The sequence below is a fragment of the Methylobacterium sp. J-077 genome (assembly GCF_022829365.1).
In the GTDB taxonomy this organism is placed as follows: Bacteria; Pseudomonadota; Alphaproteobacteria; order Rhizobiales; family Beijerinckiaceae; genus Methylobacterium.
This window is the reverse complement of sequence record NZ_JAKSYJ010000044.1, coordinates 1-18,885: the sequence shown is the minus strand read 5'-3', so window position 1 is coordinate 18,885 and position 18,885 is coordinate 1. Positions and strand designations below refer to the sequence as shown.

The 18,885-nt window shown below is 67.1% G+C and carries 14 protein-coding genes and 3 pseudogenes; 4 read left to right on the top strand and 13 right to left on the bottom strand.

Annotated features, from left to right (window positions below; genetic code table 11):
* A pseudogene (locus MKL11_RS02345) lies at positions 1-315 on the bottom strand (transposase); the annotation flags it as partial.
* A 99-nt stretch (positions 316-414) separates the two neighbouring features.
* Positions 415-1,320, bottom strand: coding sequence for a helix-turn-helix domain-containing protein (locus tag MKL11_RS02340; RefSeq protein ID WP_243939915.1), 906 nt, complete (start codon positions 1,318-1,320; stop codon positions 415-417).
* 255 nt (positions 1,321-1,575) lie between these two features.
* Between MKL11_RS02340 and MKL11_RS02335 the strand changes: the two genes are divergently transcribed.
* From MKL11_RS02335 to MKL11_RS02325, 3 genes are read left to right on the top strand one after another with little or no spacing between them, the layout of a single operon-like run.
* Positions 1,576-2,739 (top strand): NADH:flavin oxidoreductase/NADH oxidase, encoded by a 1,164-nt coding sequence (locus MKL11_RS02335; protein WP_243939913.1) that lies wholly within the window; start codon positions 1,576-1,578, stop codon positions 2,737-2,739.
* Between the two features lie 51 nt (positions 2,740-2,790).
* Positions 2,791-3,054, top strand: a complete 264-nt coding sequence (locus MKL11_RS02330; protein ID WP_243939911.1) for a DUF485 domain-containing protein — start codon at positions 2,791-2,793, stop codon at positions 3,052-3,054.
* 13 nt (positions 3,055-3,067) lie between these two features.
* Positions 3,068-4,651 (top strand): sodium:solute symporter family transporter, encoded by a 1,584-nt coding sequence (locus MKL11_RS02325; RefSeq protein ID WP_243939908.1) that lies wholly within the window; start codon positions 3,068-3,070, stop codon positions 4,649-4,651.
* 312 nt (positions 4,652-4,963) lie between these two features.
* On the opposite strand, the gene MKL11_RS02320 is transcribed toward MKL11_RS02325, so the two are convergent.
* From MKL11_RS02320 to MKL11_RS02280, 9 genes and pseudogenes are all read right to left on the bottom strand, one after another.
* Positions 4,964-6,001 (bottom strand): biotin-dependent carboxyltransferase family protein, encoded by a 1,038-nt coding sequence (locus tag MKL11_RS02320; RefSeq protein WP_243939906.1) that lies wholly within the window; start codon positions 5,999-6,001, stop codon positions 4,964-4,966.
* Complete coding sequence (locus MKL11_RS02315; protein ID WP_243939903.1) at positions 5,998-6,741, bottom strand: 5-oxoprolinase subunit B family protein; 744 nt, start codon at positions 6,739-6,741, stop codon at positions 5,998-6,000. The genes MKL11_RS02320 and MKL11_RS02315 overlap by 4 nt, the downstream gene beginning before the upstream one ends.
* Positions 6,738-7,499, bottom strand: a complete 762-nt coding sequence (locus tag MKL11_RS02310; RefSeq protein WP_243939901.1) for a LamB/YcsF family protein — start codon at positions 7,497-7,499, stop codon at positions 6,738-6,740. The genes MKL11_RS02315 and MKL11_RS02310 overlap by 4 nt, the downstream gene beginning before the upstream one ends.
* A 27-nt stretch (positions 7,500-7,526) precedes the next feature.
* Positions 7,527-8,795, bottom strand: a complete 1,269-nt coding sequence (locus MKL11_RS02305) for an MFS transporter (protein ID WP_243939899.1) — start codon at positions 8,793-8,795, stop codon at positions 7,527-7,529.
* Positions 8,796-8,958: 163 nt separating this feature from the next.
* Complete coding sequence (locus tag MKL11_RS02300; protein ID WP_243939897.1) at positions 8,959-9,774, bottom strand: putative hydro-lyase; 816 nt, start codon at positions 9,772-9,774, stop codon at positions 8,959-8,961.
* Positions 9,775-9,934: 160 nt separating this feature from the next.
* Positions 9,935-10,828, bottom strand: a complete 894-nt coding sequence (locus tag MKL11_RS02295; protein ID WP_243939895.1) for a LysR family transcriptional regulator — start codon at positions 10,826-10,828, stop codon at positions 9,935-9,937.
* 731 nt (positions 10,829-11,559) lie between these two features.
* A complete protein-coding gene (locus MKL11_RS02290) occupies positions 11,560-12,987 on the bottom strand; it encodes an IS1182 family transposase (protein WP_243939893.1) in 1,428 nt (475 codons plus the stop codon).
* A gap of 56 nt (positions 12,988-13,043) precedes the next feature.
* Positions 13,044-14,051 (bottom strand): annotated as a pseudogene (soxC, locus tag MKL11_RS02285) (sulfite dehydrogenase); the annotation flags it as partial.
* A gap of 576 nt (positions 14,052-14,627) precedes the next feature.
* On the bottom strand, positions 14,628-15,977 hold the full coding sequence (locus MKL11_RS02280; RefSeq protein WP_243939891.1) for an LLM class flavin-dependent oxidoreductase: 1,350 nt from the start codon (positions 15,975-15,977) through the stop codon (positions 14,628-14,630).
* Between the two features lie 199 nt (positions 15,978-16,176).
* Between MKL11_RS02280 and MKL11_RS02275 the strand changes: the two genes are divergently transcribed.
* Positions 16,177-17,571, top strand: a complete 1,395-nt coding sequence (locus tag MKL11_RS02275; RefSeq protein WP_243939889.1) for an LLM class flavin-dependent oxidoreductase — start codon at positions 16,177-16,179, stop codon at positions 17,569-17,571.
* A 94-nt stretch (positions 17,572-17,665) separates the two neighbouring features.
* Here MKL11_RS02275 and MKL11_RS02270 read toward each other — a convergent pair whose 3' ends face one another.
* Positions 17,666-18,436 (bottom strand): DUF2076 domain-containing protein, encoded by a 771-nt coding sequence (locus MKL11_RS02270; protein ID WP_243939887.1) that lies wholly within the window; start codon positions 18,434-18,436, stop codon positions 17,666-17,668.
* Between the two features lie 214 nt (positions 18,437-18,650).
* A pseudogene (locus tag MKL11_RS02265) lies at positions 18,651-18,885 on the bottom strand (porin family protein); the annotation flags it as partial.

Below are 18,885 nucleotides of genomic sequence, written 5' to 3'. Positions count from 1 at the left end.
CCGATGTCGTAGGCCACCTGCAGGTGACCGGCGACCTCGCGGCGAGCCTCACCACTTTCGCTTGAGCACGTCCTGCAGCATCGAGCGGTCCAGCGTCAGGTCGGCGACCAGCCGTTTCAGCTTGCTGTTCTCATCCTCCAATTGCTTGAGCCGGCGGATCTCCGGCACGCCCATGCCGACGAACTGCTTCTTCCAACGGTAAAACGTCGGCTCGGACACGCCCATCGTCCGGTAGACCTCGTCCACCGTCGCACCATTCTCCGCCTGCCGCAGGGCGAAGGCGATCTGTTCGTTCGTGAAGCGTTTGCGGGGCATGGCATCCACCCTCCTTCAGGGTTCAGGATGCCCGAAAAACTTGCGCTCAGCGCGGACCAGTTTGCTGGGTCAGGGTCAGTCAAAATTTGTATCACTAGATCAGGATTGTCCGCAGACCCTATAACTCTTCGGTGTGAGTCCCGTCATCCGGCGAAACGCTGTCGCTAGATGGCTCTGGCTCGAAAAGCCTGTATCCAGCGCAATTGAGGTGATGGTGAGATCAGTCGAGAGAAGCAGGTTTTTTGCCCGCTCCATTCGGCGTGACAGCACGTATTGATGGACCGTCGTTCCCCACTTCCGGAGGCATGCGCGGGACAAGGAGCGCGGGGACACACCGACCACGCCTGCGATGGTCTCGAGGGATAGATCTTCGGCGAGGTGCTCCTCGACCAAATCGCGGACCCGCCGCATCTCGCCGCAATCGAGCACTTCTCTCTCCGGCCCCGTCCGCGAGGAGCGGCCGTTCTCCGTGTAGATCCGGACGAGACGTACGACCATGGCGTGGACCAACTCGTCGACGTAGAGCGCCGACGAGGGATCCGGCTCCTCCCGCATGATCTCCAGGATAGCCAGCGCCAACTGCTCTAAGAGAGGGTCGGACGTCCCGAGCGGAACGTCGAGTTCGACGCGTGGGGCAGTCGCGCTGTACATCTGGCGCGCGGTGTCGTCGATCAATCCCTGGCGGAGATGCATCGCCAGCATCTCGGAGCGCCCCCGTCTCTGCCATTCGCTCTCGTCATGGGCCGGGATCAGGTGGAACTGGCGGGGACGCAGCGTGAGCGTTTCGGTCGTGCCGCCGCGCCCGATGCGCCGGCGGATCTGGGCGGGACGATTGACGCAGTAGCCGAGGCAGGGGTTGCCGACCGGGTCGAGTGTCCCCGTCCAGGGCTCTACGGCGACGTGCTGCGCGTGGATGTCCCGCCAGCCCCACCCCGTGCTGCGGGCCAATGCAATGTTCTTCGGCCAGGAGCCGATGTCACGCGTCTGCATCGTCGTGACCCTCATGTCCTTAATCTCACGGATACGCCCCGCCGGCGCATCCTCGCCTCACGATGTCCGGAATCTGTTCGAACCCGGCGTGAATTTGGAAGAACGCCCTTAGAGGCTAAGCGCAGTCTAGGGCTCGAACAAGTCATCAACCGGGAAGATACAGGCATTCAGCTGCCTGTTCAGCGGCAGTATTGGCTTATTTTTCGAGCAGATCGCTCTCTTCTCCGGCAGGATGCTTGGCCGACAGGGCGGGCGGGGAGACCGAGCACGATGTCCTCACTGTTCAGCGAACTCAGGGTTCGCGACGTCACGTTGCGCAATCGCATCGCGGTCTCGCCGATGACGCAGTTCTCGTCGCCGGACGGCCTCGTGAACGACTGGCACCTGGCGCATCTGGGCTCGAAAGCGGCGGGGGGCGCCGCCCTCGTCGTGGTGGAGCAGGCGGCCGTCTCGCCGGAGGGCCGCATGTCCACCCAGTGCGCCGGCATCTGGAACGACGAGCAGGGCGAGGCCCTGGCGCGCATCGCCCGCTTCGTGGCGTCCGTCGGGGCGGTCCCCGGCATCCAGCTCGGCCACACTGGCCGCAGGGGCTGCGTCGAGCCTCCGTGGAAGGGCGGCGGCCATCTGCCGGACGACCATCCTGACGCGTGGGAGATGATCGGCCCCTCCGCCGACGCCTTCGGCGGAGCCATGCCGCGGGTCCCGCGCGCCATGACGCACGACGATATCGCGACGGTGACGCGCCAATACGCCGAGGCCGCGCGCCGCGCGCGGGAGGCCGGCTTCCAGTGGCTGGAGATCCACTGCGCGCACGGCTTCCTGCTGTCGAGCTTCTTCTCGCCCCTGGCCAACCGGCGCACCGACGCATACGGCGGCGACTTCGCCGGGCGCAGCCGGTTGCTCATCGAGGTCTTCGAGGCGGTACGCTCGGAATGGCCCGAGCGGCTGCCGCTCTCCATGCGGTTCGGTGTGACGGAGTTCGCGCCCGGCGGCCAGACCATCGACGAGTCGGTCGAATTGGCTCGGCTGCTCGCCCCTCGGGGCCTCGACCTCGTCGACGTCTCCTTCGGCGGCAACTCGGGCCGCGCCCAGACGCCGTGGGACGAGGAGGGGTTCATGGTCCCGGCGGCGCAACGCATCCGGGAGGAGGCGGGCGTCCTGACCGCCGCGAACTGGAACCTCGCCGATCCCGTGTTCGCGGAGGCGATCGTCAAGGAAGGTCAGGTCGACCTCGTCATGCTCGGCCGGCCGATGCTCGCCAACCCACATTGGCCCGTCTACGCGGCGATGGTCCTGGGCGAGGCGCGTCCCTACGACTTGCTGCCGGTCCAGTTCAGCACGTGGCTCAACAAGTATCAGCGTAGCCGCGTCAACAACGGCTTCGGCCGCGTAGTCGCCGACGCTTCGGGCGATGCGCCGAAAGCTGTCAAGTAACCCTCGATCTCACCCCTGTTTGTCCCACTGCTCTGAGCCGGAGTGCGACTGATGCCTGTCCAACGAACACCGACTGCGGCGCCGAACAACGACCTGCCGCAAGCCCGCCTCGGCTGGATCATGGCCGCCATCCAGACGCTGATCTACGCCAGTTTCGTCGGCACCTTCATCGTCTCGCCCGCCACCATGACGCGGCCAATCGCACCCGGGATGGCCGTGACGGTCGGTACCGTCGGCGGTCTCCTCGCCATCCTGTCCACCATGATCCTGACGGGGCTCTACGTCCTGCTCGCCAACCGTCTCACCCCGCGCTGAGGAGGCAGACACCATGCGAAGGTCCATTCTTGCCGTCTCACTGCTTCTGGGCGCCACCGCCCCGGCACTCGCGGCCGAAAGCGGCGGCCTCAACACCGTAGCGATCGGGATGTTCGTCGGCATCGTCCTCGTAACCCTGGGCATCACCTACTGGGCGGCGCAGCGCGCCCATTCGGCCGACCAATTCTATGCCGCGGGCGGTCAGATCTCCGGCTTCCAGAATGGCATCGCCCTGGCCGGCGACATGATCTCGGCCGGCGCGCTCCTCGGGCTTGCCGGTCTGATCTGTTCCTCCGGCTTCGACGGCCTGATCTTCGCCGTCGGCTACGCGACCAGCCTGCCCTTCGTCGTCTTCCTGGTGGCCGAGCGGCTGCGGAAGCTCGGGCGCTACACGGTGGCCGATGTCCTGGCGACGCGCTTGTCGGAGACGCCAATCCGCATCTTCACCGCGATCGCGACCCTTATCATCGTGATGTTCTACCTCATCGCCCAGATGGTCGGGGCGGGCCAGTTGATCCGGCTGCTGTTCGGGCTCGATTATCTCTATGCGCAGCTCCTCGTGGGCGCGCTGATGATATGCTACGTGATGTTCGGCGGCATGGTGGCGACGACCTGGGTTCAGATCGTCAAGGCGGCGCTGCTGCTCACGGCTGGCGTCGCGATCTCGCTGCTCGTCCTGGCCAAGTTCGGCTTCGACTATAATACCTTCGTCGCCCGGGCCATCGCAGTGCATCCGAGGCACGCCGCGATCATGATGCCGCAAGTCTATTCGGGGAGCGTCTGGCAATCGGTCTCTCTTGGCATGACCCTGATGCTCGGGGCGGCGGGCCTTCCGCACGTCCTGATGCGCTTCTTCACCGTCCCGGACACCCGTGCGGCCAGGGTGTCGGTGTTCTGGGCCGTGATGTGCCAAAGTGGTTTCTTCGCGCTGATCTTCGTGATCGGGTTCGGAGCTCTGGCCATCATCGGTGGAGATCCGGTCTATCTCGACGCCAAGGGCGCTATCCGTGGTGGCGGCAACATGGCCACCATTCATCTATCCCACGCGCTGGGCGGCGACACGCTCATGGGGCTCGTGTCCGCCGTGGCCTTCGCCACGATCCTGGCGGTGGTCGCGGGGCTGACGCTGACGGGCGCCTCGGCGGTCTCGCACGACCTCTACGCCCGCATCATTGCCCGGGGCCGGGCGACCGAGCGCAGCGAGATCCGGGCCTCGCGGCTCGCCACCGTCGGCCTCGGCATCCTGTCGGTGCTGCTCGGCATCGCCTTCCAGACCCAGAACGTCGCCTACATGATCAGCCTCGCCTATTCGGTGAGTTGCAGCTCGACCCTGCCGCTTCTGATCCTGGCGTTGTACTGGGGCGGGCTGACGACCCGGGGGGCGATCGCCGGCGGCGTGATCGGCCTCGTCGGCGCCGTCACCCTCACAGTCCTCGGGCCACCGGTCTGGGTGAAGGTGCTCGGTAACGCCGCCCCGATCTTCTCGCTCGATCCCCCGACCATCGTCACGATGCCGCTGGCGTTCCTCACGGCCTTCGTGGTCTCGGTCATGGATAGGAGGCCGGTACCGGCTTCGGCCATATCCCCCGCGGTCTGATACCAATCTTGCACGGCCTCGCGTTCTCGACTGATGCGAGGCCACTTCGGACACCCGCGATCTGTAACCAAAGATGTGACTCATTCGTGTGCCTTTGAGGGAGCTGGGTACATCCGCTCCACCGGCGCGACTTTCCCAAAGCGGAACTTCAGATATCGGCCAAGATCGGTCGCTGCTGACCGCTGGCTTGAACGTCTCAGATGGGTGGAGAGCGGTCCGGCGGCTTTTGGGTCAGGAAGACGCAGAGCGGACGCTGAGCGTTGTTTGACGATCTCGTAGTTCAGCTCCTGACCAACCTAATATGTGAGTTCGTTATGGCTGCACCTTCGCGAAACTCTCGCGCCCGTCCGTCACCCCACTCACGAGGTTGAGGCCGAGCAGGAATTCCGCCGGGAATTCCGTCCGCAGCACCGGCTCGCGAGCCACATCGGGCTTCAGCGTGTCGGCCTCTGCCTTGCGGGCGGCGACGGCCTCGCCGACGGTGACGGCGGCAAAGCGGATCGTCGCGCCGCCCTGCACCTGCGCCAGCCGGCCGAGATCCGGACCGATCACGGTCGCGATTTTTGGATAGCCACCCGTCGATTGCCGATCGGCCATCAATACGATGGGCAGGCCGTTGCCTGGCACCTGGATCGCCCCCATGGCCACCCCGTCGGAAACGATGTCGTGACCCTTGGCGTGGGTCAGCGGGGTGCCATCGACGAAGCAGGCCATCCGGTCTCCCCGTGGCGAGACGGTCCAGGGCTGCTCCAGAAAGGCGGCGATCTGGTCGGGGGCGAAGAAGTCGTCCTGCGGTCCGATCACCACGCGGATCGACGCCGGATCGCGCTCCAGCCACGGAGCCAGCAGACGCTGCGGCTTGCCGTCTCCTGAGCGGGGCGCGGAGACGGCAAGCCGGTCCCCCGCCCGCAAGCCGCGCCCGTCGAGGCCGCCCAGCGCTGAGCGCGTGTGGGTGGCCGTGGACCCGAGAACGGGCGGCAGGTCGATGGTGCCGGAGATAGCGAGATAGCCCCAGGCCCCGATGCTGCCCGCGCGGACGGTCAGGGTCTGGCCTGGCGCCAAGGTGAAGGCGCAGGCCAGGGGCAGGGTCTCGCCGTCGAGCATCGCGCGGAAACCGGCGGAGACAAGGGCGAGGCCGAGCGGTCCTTCGGGGGCGCTGACGGTGAGGCCGCCGGTCGAGATTTCGATCGCCGTCGCGTCCAGGGCGTTGCCCAGCGCGCGGTTGGCGGTGGCGAAGAGCAGCGGGTCCATGGGGCCCGCCGCTGTGATGCCGAACCGGAGGTAGCCCTTCCGCCCGCCATCCTGCACGGTCACGCCCGGCCCCGCGGCCTCGATGGCAAGCGCGCTCACGCCGACCCCTCATCACGCCGGGCCGTCCGCTCCCCGGCCGCCTCACGGGCCGCGAAGCCGGCGAAGGTCGTGGCGTCCACGGCCTCGAAACGAAGACTGTCGCCGGGCCGCACGAAGAAGCTCTCCGCCCGCTCCGGCGCGTAGAGCTTGCACGGCGTCGCACCGAGCACATACCAGCCGGTGGGCATCGAGACTGTCGCCACCGCCGCGAGCCCGCCGCCGATCATGATGGCGTTGGTGGGATGGGGTGGTCGCGGGCTCGCGCGCCGGCGGACGGCCAAGACGTCGGGCAGACCGCCGCAATAGGCAAAGCCGGGGGCGAACCCGTACATGTAGACCCGGTAGATCGCCTCGGAATGGAGGGCCACGACCGCCTCGGATGTCCGGCCAATCAGGTCCGCCACCTCCATCAGATCCTCCCCGTGGGGAGCATCGTAGCAGCAGGGCAGAACCCAGCGGGTCGGATCGCGGGCACGCTCCGCGGCGTGGCCAGCCAGGGTGCGCACGTGGTCCGCCAGCGTCTCGCGGTCGAGCACCAGCGGGTCGTAGTGGATCATCAGCGAGCGGTAGGTGGGCACCGTCTCGGCGATGCCGCGCGGCCGGTTGGCGGCCAGCGCGTCGTCGAGGGCCAGCACGCGGTCGCTGATCGCCGGATCGACAGTCGCGCCGAATTCCACCACCAGGGCCGCCTCTCCCGCGTCAAGAATGCGCGGCGGGGTGCTCTCGTCGAGGGTGCTCATGGCCGGAAGGGGGCGAGCGTTACCCCCGCCCCTTCCAGACGGGCGCGCACTGCGCGGGCCGTGCCGACCGCATGGGCGGAATCGCCGTGGACGCAGATCGAGCGGATCGGCGTCGGCAGCAGGCGGCCGGAACTCGTCAGGATCGCGCCCTCGCTGACCATGATCAGGACCCGGCTCGCTGCCTCGTCCCGATCAGTGATGAGCGCACCGGGCTGGCTGCGAGCAATCAGTTGCCCTTCCTCGGTGTAGCCTCGGTCCGCAAAGATCTCCTGATAGACCTCGATGCCCGCCGCCTCCCCAGCCGGAACCTGCACGGTGAGGGCGATGGCCAGCAGCGCGAGGCTCCGGTCCACCGCGCGGACCGCCCCGGCGATCGCGTCAGCGACGGCGTGGTCCTCGGCGGCGACGTTAGCGAGCGCCCCATGCGCCTTCACGTAGGTGATGCGGTGCCCGACATAGGCGGCTATCGCCGCCGCCGCGCCGACCTGGTAGGCGACGAGCCGCTCGATCTCGGCGGGTGTGAAGGGCATCCGCCGACGGCCGAAGCCCCAGAGGTCGGGGAAGCCCGGATGGGCTCCCACCGCCACGCCCTTCTCCTTCGCCAAGCGGAAGGTGGCCGCCATGATCTCAGGATCGCCGGCATGGAGGCCGCAGGCGACGTTGGCTGAGGTCACGACGGAGAGCATCGCCCCGTCGTCACCGCAGGCATAGGCTCCGAAACCTTCCCCGAGATCCGCGTTCAGATCGACGCTGGCCATGGCCGTTCTCCTCGTCTCCCGCCGGGGTCAGGCCGTCGCGGTCGCAGCCGAGGCGACGAGTTCGCCGCTCGCGTCGAGTTCCCGCCCAGCCGTTTCTGGCAAAAGAAGCGCCGCGACGATCACGAGGCAATAGGCACTGGCTGCCACTAGGCCGATGGCAACGCCCAGCGTGAGCGATTCGCTGAGATAACCAACCAGGGCCGGGCAGACGGCGCCGGTGGCCCGGCCGAAGTTGTAGCAGAACCCTTGCGCTGACCCACGCACCCGGCTCGGGAACAGCTCGCTCAGGAAGGCGCCCATCCCGGAGAAGACGCCCGATAGGAAAAAGCCCAGCGGGAAACCGAGGAACAACATGGCAGTGTCGGTGATCGGCACCAGGGTGTAGCCGAGCACGAGGACTCCAGCGCAGAAACCGAACAGGATGAAGCCCTTGCGGCGGCCGATCCGGTCCGACAGGTAGGCGCTGGTGAGGTAGCCGAGAAACGAGCCGAAAATCAGCATCAACAGGTAGCCGCTGGTGTTGAGCACCGAGAGTTGGCGCTCGGTCTTTAGGTAGGTCGGCAGCCAGGTGGTCACGGCGTAGTAGCCGCCCTGCATCCCAGTCGCGAGGAGGCTCGCGAGCGCCGTCCGGCCGATCAGGTCACGGGAGAAAATGTCGAGGAAGTTGCCCGTGTCGCCGGCCTTCAGCATGGCCGAGCGGGTCTCGCGGTAGACCTCCGGGTCCTCGATGTTGCGGCGGATCCAGAAGATCAGCACCGACGGCAGGGCGCCGAGCCAGAACAGGATGCGCCACGCCACCGCCGGTTCGGCCAGGGCGAAGACCGCCCAGAAGACGATGGCGGCCACGGCCCAGCCGACGGCCCAGCTCGATTGGACGAGGCCCACGGCCTTGCCCCGGTAGCGCGCCTGAATCGTCTCCGCGATCAGCACCGAGCCCACCGACCACTCGCCGCCGAAGCCGAACCCCTGCATGGCGCGGGTGAAGAGCAACTGCTCATAGGACTGGGTGAAACCGGACAACACCGTGAAGACGGTGAACCACAATACCGTCCCCTGCAGTACCACTACCCGTCCGTACTTGTCGGCCAGGATGCCCGCCGCCCAGCCGCCAATGGCGGATGTGACCAGCGCCGCCGTAGCGATATTGCCGGCCTCGACCTTGGTGAGGCCCCACACGATCACCAAAGTGGGAATGAGGAAGGTGTAGACCATGTAATCGAACGCATCGACACCGTAACCGGCGAAGGCGGCGCCCAACACCCGGCGCTCTGGCGGGCTCGTGTCTTTCAACCACATGGTCTTTGTCCCTCGGGTTAGATCGATGATCGGGTCATTTTTCAAATATGCTTGTTCGCCTCTCGCCGTCATTGCGAGCGCAGCGAAGCAAGCCAGGGATACGCCATGTCTGGAGACGTCACGTCGCCCCTGGACTGCTTCGCGGGCGCTTCCAATGACGCGGCTAGCGGTACGGCACGTCCCGATTCAACAGGTCCGTGATCAGCATGAAGCCCGGTGCGTGGGTGATGCAGAGCGGCAGGCGGGCGGCCATCGCCACGGCTTGGGGCGTGACCCCGCAGGCCCAGAAGACCGGGATCTCGTCGGGCTCGATGGCGACCGCGTCGCCGAAATCCGGCTTGCTTATGTCACGGATGCCGATCAGGCTCGGATCGCCGAGATGGATCGGGGCGCCGTGGACTGCAGGCATCCGGGCCGTCACCTGCACCGCCTTGATCGCGTCGGCGGCCTTCATCGGCCGCATCGAGACGACGAGGGGGCCGTGGAACGGGCCGGCGGGCTGGGTCGGGATCGAGGTCCGGTACATCGCCACGTTGCGCCCCTGCGCCACGTGCCGGAGGGGAATGCCCGCCTCGATTAGGGCATCCTCGAAGGAGAATGAGCAGCCCAATACGAAGGTGACGAGGTCATCCCGCCAGACTTTCGTGAGGTCGCCCACCTCCGAGACCATCTCTCCGTTCTCGTAGATGCGGTAGCCCGGCACGTCGGTGGCGAGGTCGAGATCCTCGCCCAGCACCGGGAGCGTCCGGACACCGGGCTCGGAGACGCCCAGCACCGGGCAGGGTTTCGGGTTCAACTGGCAGAAGCGCTGGAAATCCGAGGCCAGGGCCTGCGGCAGGATCATCAGGTTGCCCTGCACATGGGCCGGGGCGAGGCCGGAGGTGTGGCCGCGCCAATCGCCGGAGCGGATGGCGCGCCGGGCCTGCCGGGCATCGGCGAAGGCGCTCGCAGTGTGGGGGGGCTCGACGTGGAGGGTCACCGTATATCTCCCGGGTTCGTGCGCACGCAGCGCAACCGGCGCGTGTTGCGCCGCAATGCGGCCTCAATCCCCGAAGCGATTTGCCGTCTTAAGTGACAGGTTCCCATCGTGCCGCTTTAAGCGCCAATCGTCATTGCGAATGGCCGCCGATAACCCAGCCTTATTGGGCCTCGGCCCAAGTCCGGGCGACAGCTTGGGCGATCCGCGCCGCATCGGCCACGAAGTGGCTGTCCAAGCGATTGGCGTAGGTGGCGGTGAAGGTGAGATCCGATAGGGTCGGCTCGGCGGGCAGGATTTGCAGGGTGCCGGAGGCGAGCTCATCCCGGACGACGGCGGGCGGGATCACGCAGATCCCGAGCCGCTCGATCCCCATGCGCACGATGGTGGCGAGCGACGCGCTGGTGTGGATCTGGCTCGGGAGCAGGTTTGCTCGCAGCACCAGATCCCTCAGTTCCACGTAGGGGCTGGTGTTCCGGGGGTAGGTCACGAGGGGGTGGCGCAGAAGGCAGCCGAGGCTGAGCGGCTCCTCTTCCGTCACCAAACCGGGTGCGGCGACGAAGGCGACCGGCACGCTGAGCAGCGGGTGATTCGTGAGGCTCGGCAGGGTGATCGGGCCGACGAGAAAGGCGAGGTCGAGCTCGTTGGCCACCAGGGCAGCCTGCATGTTCGGCGAGATATCGACGGTGATATCGACGCTGATCCCCGGATGCTCCGCGCGCATCCGCTCGATGAACCGCGACAGCCAGAGGTGAACGAGGGTCTCGGAGACGCCGAGCCGCAGCGTTCCCGTAGTCCGGCCGGTGCCGGCCAGCGCCGCGCCCATCTCCGCCTGGAGCGCGAGGAACCGCTCCGCGAAACCGAGGAGGACGCGCCCGCGCTCCGTCAGCGCGACGTCGCGGCTGCGGCGCTCGAACAGGGTGCCGTATTCGTGCTCCAGGGCCGCGATCCGCTGGGAGACAGCCGGCTGGGTCGTGTTGACCTGCTCGCTCGCCCGGCGAAAGCTCGAGAGCGTGGCGACCCAGTAGAAGACTTCCAGGCTTCGGAAATCGGCCATCCCGCTACAGTCCCGCCCGCTCCGCCGCAGGTCAAGCAAGCGGCGGACCGGGCGACGCCAGGGCGGGTTACTTCCGCTGAACGCTGTCCTCGATTTCCCGGGGCTTCGCGAGCGTGTCCTCGCGCTGGTCTTCCCGAACGACGCCGATGGCCTGCAGATACCCGATTAGAAGCTTCTTGTGTCACGCACAGGCGCTGCTCCCTCCCGCTGAGTGAACCCCACTCTTGCGCGAGGTTACGGAGATAGCTCTGCAGGTAAGCGAGGCATCTCTCGTATTTCTGTTCGGCATTGCTGGGCAGCACCATGATGGCTTGAATGGATCGGCAGTAGGTGGCCATGTCGTGATGGGGCAATGCCTCCGCACAGGCCGGGATCGTGCTCAGAAGGGGAACGAGCGCGACGGCAAGCGCTCTCATCGCTGCGGGAGGAGCGCGATGCTCTACAACCTACCTGTTAACTGTCGGGATGGGGCCTATCGGGCCTCTACTGCCTAGCGACAGCGATGTCCGCTTCCGAGCAATCATACCTGAAAGCAGTGTCTCGGTTGGGTCCAGGCCGTGTCAAAACTCGGGGATTGGGGCTTTTGCGGTTGTGTGACGTCTCGGTCTTGCGAAAAAGGGGGTATTCACTGCGCCGAATGGGTTCTTACGGTCGGGATACGGCCAGTTTTTGTTTGAAGGCGCCTCTTGGACAGCTTCCTGGCTTATTCGGCGGACGAGCCGAGCCCTCGCTTAGGTGGGGATCGCCGCTAGGAGCTTCCGGCTTCCTAGGATGTTGAGAACGCGCGTCAGATTGTAGGCCAGGACCTGAAGCGCCATCTCGGTCGCGACGCGCGGCAGGGTCTTGGTCAGGAAGTGCGTGGCGCCCATCCGCGCCTTCAGTGTGCCGAAGGGATGCTCGACCGTCTCGCGCCGGACCCGCATGGCCAGCGGATCGCCGTCCAATCGGCGCTGTACGGTCTCGTGCTCCCAACGCGTCACCCGGCGCTCCTTACCCGTCGTGCAGTCCGCCTTCAGCGGGCAGGCCAAGCAAGCATTCGTCCAGTAACGATGCAGCGTCAGGCCATTCTCCACCGTGGTGCAGCGATGGGACAGCATCTCACCCGCTGGACACAGGTAGGCGTTCTTCTCACGATGGTAGAGAAAGTCCTCTTTGCCGAAGCGTCCGGCGGCCTTGGCGCCTGAGGTCATGGGCCGGGGCAGCATGACGGAGATGCCGGCCCGTTCGCAGGCGATGATTTCCTGGCCGGAGTAATACCCCCGGTCGGCCATCGCATCGAGCGTATCCGTCTCCAAGGCCTGCTTGGCCCGTGTGGCCATTCCACTGAGCTGCGCTCGGTCCGAGCCGGCATTGGTCACCGCGTGCGCCGCGATCAGATGATGCTCGGTCTCGACCGCCACCTGGACATTGTAGCCCACCATGCCCGACCCGCGCCCGCTGGTTGCCATTGATCGCGCATCGGGATCGGTCAGTAAGATCTGCCGGTCAGGCGCCGCCTTAATCTGCTCCTCCAGGTCGGCCAACCGCTTCATCTCCTGCCCGAGGCGAGCGATCTTCTCCTTACGCCGCACCACCTTGGCGGCCAGTTCGGGTGTGGGATCCTGACGATCAGCCGTGTCGAGTTGCGAGAGGTAGCGCGACACGCTCCCCTCGATCTGCTGACTGCGCTGGTCGAGCTTGCCTTGCGTGAAGTTGCGGTCGCAGTTGTTGACCGCCTTGAACTTCGAGCCGTCGATCGCGACGCGCGTCCCCGTCAGAAGGCCTATCTTGCGGCACAACGCGACGAAGCGGGCACAGACGCGTCCGATGGCCGGTCCGTTCTGCCGACGGAACTCGGCAATGGTCTTGTGATCGGGCGACAGCTGGCCCGTCAGCCACATGACCTCGACGTTGCTGCCCGCTTCACGCTCCAGACGCTGGCTCGACGGGACCCGGTTGAGATACCCGTAGACGTAGAGCTTCAGGAGCGCGGCCGGATGGTAGCCCGGTCGTCCCGTCCGTGCCGCATCGACGCCCGCGAAGCCGAGCGCGCCAAGATTCAGCGCATCCACGAAGGCATCGACCACGCGGACCGGGTTGTCCTCGGCGATCCAGTCTTCAAGACAAGGCGGAAACAGCCTCGTCTGATCGCGCTCGGCACCGACAACTAACCGTCCCATGCCATCCTCCGGTCGATCCGGAAAAGATACCATCAGCGGGGTTTTGACACAGCCAGGACCGAAATCTGCACGCCACGGATCTTTCCGCGGCCGGTCCAGGCCAGACCGGTGATCTCGTGGAAGCCCGGGGCGATCCGCTGCGTGCCGGATGGCCGCGTGATGACCGACTTTGCCTCCATGACGAAGGTGAATTCCGGCGCCGTCCCGTCAGGCATCAGGTCGGTATACTTCGCGGTCTCTTCGCGGGAAAACGCGGGCTCGGCGGCCACGTTCAGCCGGCGCAGCCATTTCACGCTCATGTTGCCTTCGAACCCGGGCAGAAGCACCCGGAGCGGATAACCCTGCTGCGGACGCAGCCGCTCGCCGTTCTGGCTGTAGACCAGCAGCGCGTCGTCGAGGCATTTCTCGATGGGGATGCTGCGGGTCATGGCGGCGGCATCGGCGCCTTCGGCAACAACCCATTTGGCGTCGGGCTTCAGGCCGGCCTCCCGCAGCACTGTGGCGAGGCGGACGCCGGTCCATTCGGGGCAGCTCACCAGGCCGACCAGATCCGAGGCGGTCCGGCCGGCCTTGATCGCCTCGAAGCCCGGATTGCCCGAGCGTTCCAGGAAGTGGATGCGCGATTCCGATGGGAAGCGGCGGATGTCGTCCAGAGTCAGGACCAGCGGCGTCTCCACCAGCCCGTGGACCAGCAAGCGATGCTGCGCGGGATCGATGTCGGGGATACCGCCGTGGTGGCGCTCGTAGAACAGCCCGTTCGGCGTGAGGATGCCGTCGAGGTCCTGCAGCGGGGTGCGGCTCGATGCCGAAATGTATTGCTTGAGGCCCTTGGGCACGTTGCGGATGACGCCGCCGTCGAAGCGCGAGGGCTGGCCATAGGTCTGGCTACCGACATCGGCGCCCGGGGCCTTCATCCACTCGGGGATGCCGGGCGGCGATGCCTCGTCGGCCCGGCCGCACCTGGGCGTACCGCTGTTTGCCAGGAGACCCGCCGGCGCGGCCGCCCCCTGGGCGAGAAAGCGCCGGCGCGCGGCGGGGTTCTGTTTCGGATCGCCCTGGCTCATCGCATCGCGCTCCGGGTTCGCGACGGGTGGCTTTGGACCCGCGGCATGGAAAACCCCCAAAGCCCACGTCCCGCCCAACGGGCCGCGACCTCGCATTCGCAGGCCTGTGCCATCAATGGAGCACCCATCCGATCAGGCAAATCAGCAGCGCGGAAGCGGCGATGTAGCTCCGCATCCGGCTTTCCGCGCACGCAGACAGCCAATCGAGGGTCGAAGGGACGTCGTGATCCGCGATGTCGTCGCTCAGGGGCCTGGTCAAATCTTCGCTGCGCTCCGTCCTGGAGGCGGCCCTGCCGAGGCCTCCGCCCGTGGGGTCCCGCCCGCATACCCGGAGGGCGATTCCCGCCGTCCCATCGGGGCCGGTCGCGATCCGCTCACGATCTGCCCGCGCCCGAGACGACGGCCCACGATACCGGTGCGATGCGGAGCCCCAATCGTGTCGAATCCGGAGCCGGCAGTCAAACGAAACGATCTCTTTTATTGAACCCTATCGGAGGACGGCGTTCTTCAGATCTCGGGTCGCACATCCCAAGTCTCCGCTTGATCGAACGCGCCGGCGCATAGCTTGTACAAGGCTCACGCACCGCCCGGACTGTCCGGAGCCGAGGCAGCCCGGGCGGGCGGGCGCGAACCCAGATGGTCCCGGAGCGTCCGGCCCGCGTAGTCGCTGCGGAACAGGCCGCGCCGGCGCAACTCGGGCAGCACCAGTTCGATGAAGTCGTCGAGGCCCCCCGGCAGGGTCGCCGGCATGATGTTGAAGCCGTCGGCGCCCTTCGCCTGGAATCGCTCCTCCATCTCGTCGGCGATCTGGGCGGGGGTGCCAATGATCTGCGAATGGCCCCGGGCACCGGCGATCCGCAGGTAGAGCTGGCGCAGCGTCAGACCCTCCCGGCGGGCGAGATCGAACATCAGCTGCTGCCGGGATTTGGCGCCCTCGGCCTCGGGCAACTCCGGCACCGGACCGTCCGGGTCGTAACCCGACAGGTCGAAGCCGCCGACCATGCGCTCCAGAAGCGCCAGGCCGACCACCGGGTCGATCAGGGCCTGGAGTTCCTCGAACTTGGCGCGCGCCTCCGCCTCGGTCCGACCGACGACAGGGAACAGCCCCGGCATCACCTTCAGATCGTCCCGGGCGCGGCCGAAGCGGCCCATCCGCTCCTTCAAGTCGCCGTAGAATTCGACCGCCTCGTCGAGGGTCTGGTTGGCGGTGAACACGATCTCGGCGGTGCGTGCCGCGAGGTCCTTACCCGGACCCGAGGACCCAGCCTGGACCAGGACCGGCTGTCCCTGGGGCGTGCGCGCGATGTTGAGCGGGCCGCGCACCGTGAAATGCTTGCCGCGGTGGTTCAGCGGCCGGAACCCGTCCGGCTTCGAGAACTGGCCGGAGGCGCGATCGATGATTACGGCACCGTCGTCCCAGGTGTTCCACAGCCCGAGGACGACGTCGACGAACTCCTCCGCCCGCTCGTAACGGTCGGTGTGCCGGGCGATCTGATCGTTGCCGAAATTGGCGGCCTCGGCATCCGTCGTCGAGGTGACGAGGTTCCAACCGGCGCGGCCGCCGCTGAGATGGTCGAGCGAGGCGAAGCGGCGAGCGACGTTGTAGGGCTCGTTGAAGCTTGTGGAGGTGGTGGCGACCAGCCCGATCCGGCTCGTGACCGCCGCCAGCGCCGAGAGCAGCGTCACCGGCTCGAAATGGGCCGAGCGGGCAGTGCGCTCGCCGGAGCGCAGGTTGCCGTCGCGGATGCCGGTCCCGTCCTCCAGGAAGACGAGGTCGAACTTCGCCACCTCGGCCCGGCGTGCCCAGCCGACATAGCGATCGAGGTTGAGGCCGCCATCGGCCTCACTCGACGGGTGGCGCCACCCGGCCACGTGGTGCCCGGTGGCGTAGAAGAAGGCGCCGAGGCGAAGCGTGTCCTGAGTCATCAGCCAATCGATGTGGGTGGCAGGCGTTTCCGGTTGCTGCTGGTGCGCGTCAGCGCACCATGCCCCGGCGCCGGGCCGTGAGCCGCTCGAACGTCGCGAGCACGACATTCTCGACGATGAACTCCGTCCGGTGCAAGTACCGCTGGATCGGCGCCTTCCACCTCGACAGCCGGCTGCCGCCCCGGCATGGAGCTCTCTGATGGCCGCAAAGGAACCCGTGAGGAAGCAGATCCGGTTGAACGCGTTCAACATGAACTGCGTCGGCCACATCAATCACGGGCTATGGACCCATCCGCGCGATCGCTCGTCGGAGTACAACACCCTCCGCTACTGGACCGATCAGGCGAAGCTCCTGGAACGCGGCCTGTTCGATGGGCTGTTCATCGCCGACATCAGCGGCGTCTACGACATCTATGGCGGCGGCATCGACGTGACCGCGCGCGAAGCGGTGCAACTGCCGGTCAACGACCCGAGCCTGCTGGTCCCCGCCATGGCGGCGGTGACCGAGCATCTCGGTTTCGGCGTGACGGTCAACGTCCACACCGAGGCGCCCTACACCTTCGCCCGGCGCCTCTCGACCCTCGACCACCTCACCGGCGGCCGGATCGGCTGGAACATCGTCACCGGCTATCTCGACAGCGCCCATCGCGGCCAGAGCGGCGGTAGCCTGCCCGCCCATGACCGGCGCTACGACTACGCCGACGCGTATCTCGAGGTGCTCTACAAGCTCTGGGAAGGCAGCTGGGACGACGCGGCCGTCCGCCGCGACCGGGCGGCCCGGGTGTTCAGCGATCCGGCCCATATCCGCCCTGTCTCGCACCACGACGAATTCTTCAATGTCGAGGGCTATCACCTGTCCGAGCCGTCGGTGCAGCGCACCCCGGTCCTCTACCAGGCCGGCGCCTCGGGCCGCGGCCGGGCCTTCGCCGGGCGCCATGCCGAATGCGTGTTCATCTCCGCCCGCGACCGGGGCTCCGCCCGGGAGGCCGTGCGCGCGCTCCGGGCCGAGGCGGTGACGGCAGGGCGCCGGCCGGACGACATCAAGGTGTTCGTCGGCCTCGCGGTCATCCCGGGCCGGAGCCGGGCCGAGGCCGAAGAGAAACGCGCCGAGTACCGGCGCTACGCCAACCCAGAGGGGGGCCTCGCGCATTTCTCCGCGTCCACGGGGATCGATTTCGCGCGCTACGGCCTCGACGAGCCGATCCCCTACGGCCCCGGCAACGCCATCCAATCCGCCACCGCGACCGCCGCCAAGCGCAGCCTGACCAAGCGAGACCTCATGGCGGAGCTGGATCTCGGCGGGCGCTACGCGGTGCTGGCGGGCGACGCCGTGTCGATCGCGGACGAACTCCAGGCATGGATCGAGGAAGGCGAGGTCGACGGGTTCAATCTCAGCCGGATCGTCGTGCCGGAGAGCTTCTCCGACTTCATCGACATCGTGATTCCGGAACTGCAGGATCGGGAAGTCTACAAGACCGCCTATGCGGAGGGATCGTATCGGCACAAGCTGTTCGGGCAGGGCGACCGCCTTCCCGAACGCCACGTCGCCCACGCTTTCCGGGGATCTGCGACCGGGCGGGAGCAGATGGCCTGACGGCCGCGGTCCGAAAGGCCAGCCGATTAGCGGATAAGAAAGGCCCGGCCGCGCATGAGCGCGACCGGGCCCCGGCTCGAATGGTCGGGATCGATCAGGTCCAGTCGCTGTCGTCTCCACCGCCGAGATCGCCGCCGAAGTCGCCCGACGGATCGCTGAAGCTGGCATCCTGGAAATCGTTGCCGCCGCCGCCGTTACCGCCGTCGAGGGCCGAGCCGAGATCTTGGTTGCCGCCATCGCCGTAATAGTTGTTCACCACCGTCTCACCACCGCCGCCAAGGCCCGCCGCCGCGGCGCTGCCGAGGCTCGAATGGCCGCCCGCGAAGGCGTTCGACAGGGCGCTGCCGAGGAGCATGCCGCCGGCAGCGCCGGCCGCCATGGGCAGCGCGGTCGCCATGAAGCCACCGCCCCGGGCCGGAGCCTGCGGCTGGCCGCCCCACGGGCCGCCCTGTTGCTGAGGCGGGTAGCCTGGCTGCTGCTGCGGGTAGCCCTGCTGGGGATAGCCCTGCGGTGTGCCGCCACCGCCGCCCCAGGGCTGACCGGCGGGACGCTGCTGGCCGTAGCCCGGCTGCTGCTCCTGGCGCTGGCTGCCGCCACCGCCGAAAATGCTCGACAGGAAGCCGCCGCCGCCGCCGGAGGATTGGGCTGGCGCCGCCTGGCTGCGCGCCTGCTCGAGCTGCTGGTTCAGGCTCTTGATCGCCTCTTCCTGCACGTAGATCAGCTGCGCCATCGCGTAGGGGGCGTAGGGCTGCGTGCGGAGCTTGTCGGCGATGAAGCGCTCGGCCTCCGCGTCGCGGGGCTGGCTCTGGGCCTGCTCCAGGCGCTGGAAGATGCCGGAGATGACGTCGCGTTCTTCGTTATTCATGGAGTTCTCCTCCTCGAGTCGTACCCGCGGGCTCGAACGCGCCGCACGGTCGCAGAGGACATGGGGGTGCGGTGACGCTTTGTCAGGGGCGGTTGCAAAAACTTCATCCGAGCCCAGAAAGGGCAACCAAAACGCGAAAAAGCCCGGCCTCTCGGCCGGGCTTTTTCTTCCGTCGCGATCGGGTTGGCGCGGTGGGCGCGCCGACCCTGGCGTCCTAGTACGAGCCGAACTTGTAGTTCAGGCCGGCGCGGACGACGGCGAACTCGTCGGCGCGGCGGCCGATCGGGCTGTAATAGGCCGGGACGAGATTGGCGGCGTTGACCACCAGGGCGCCCTGGTTGCGGTTGTTGCGGTCGAGGTTGACGTACAGGCCTTCGACCTTGAGCGTCACTGCCGAGGAGCGGAAGAAGTTCAGGAACGACTCGGTGGGGAGGGCGTACTCGATGCCG

What these genes read in the sequence shown, in the direction of transcription:
- MKL11_RS02295 (WP_243939895.1), bottom strand. Translation starts at nt 10,828, where the DNA reads ATGGCCGATTTCCGAAGCCTGGAAGTCTTCTACTGGGTCGCCACGCTC.
- MKL11_RS02315 (WP_243939903.1), bottom strand. Translation starts at nt 6,741, where the DNA reads ATGAGCACCCTCGACGAGAGCACCCCGCCGCGCATTCTTGACGCGGGA.
- MKL11_RS02325 (WP_243939908.1), top strand. Translation starts at nt 3,068, where the DNA reads ATGCGAAGGTCCATTCTTGCCGTCTCACTGCTTCTGGGCGCCACCGCC.
- MKL11_RS02290 (WP_243939893.1), bottom strand. Translation starts at nt 12,987, where the DNA reads ATGGGACGGTTAGTTGTCGGTGCCGAGCGCGATCAGACGAGGCTGTTT.
- MKL11_RS02335 (WP_243939913.1), top strand. Translation starts at nt 1,576, where the DNA reads ATGTCCTCACTGTTCAGCGAACTCAGGGTTCGCGACGTCACGTTGCGC.
- MKL11_RS02275 (WP_243939889.1), top strand. Translation starts at nt 16,177, where the DNA reads ATGGCCGCAAAGGAACCCGTGAGGAAGCAGATCCGGTTGAACGCGTTC.
- MKL11_RS02270 (WP_243939887.1), bottom strand. Translation starts at nt 18,436, where the DNA reads ATGAATAACGAAGAACGCGACGTCATCTCCGGCATCTTCCAGCGCCTG.
- MKL11_RS02280 (WP_243939891.1), bottom strand. Translation starts at nt 15,977, where the DNA reads ATGACTCAGGACACGCTTCGCCTCGGCGCCTTCTTCTACGCCACCGGG.
- MKL11_RS02340 (WP_243939915.1), bottom strand. Translation starts at nt 1,320, where the DNA reads ATGAGGGTCACGACGATGCAGACGCGTGACATCGGCTCCTGGCCGAAG.
- MKL11_RS02310 (WP_243939901.1), bottom strand. Translation starts at nt 7,499, where the DNA reads ATGGCCAGCGTCGATCTGAACGCGGATCTCGGGGAAGGTTTCGGAGCC.
- MKL11_RS02305 (WP_243939899.1), bottom strand. Translation starts at nt 8,795, where the DNA reads ATGTGGTTGAAAGACACGAGCCCGCCAGAGCGCCGGGTGTTGGGCGCC.
- MKL11_RS02330 (WP_243939911.1), top strand. Translation starts at nt 2,791, where the DNA reads ATGCCTGTCCAACGAACACCGACTGCGGCGCCGAACAACGACCTGCCG.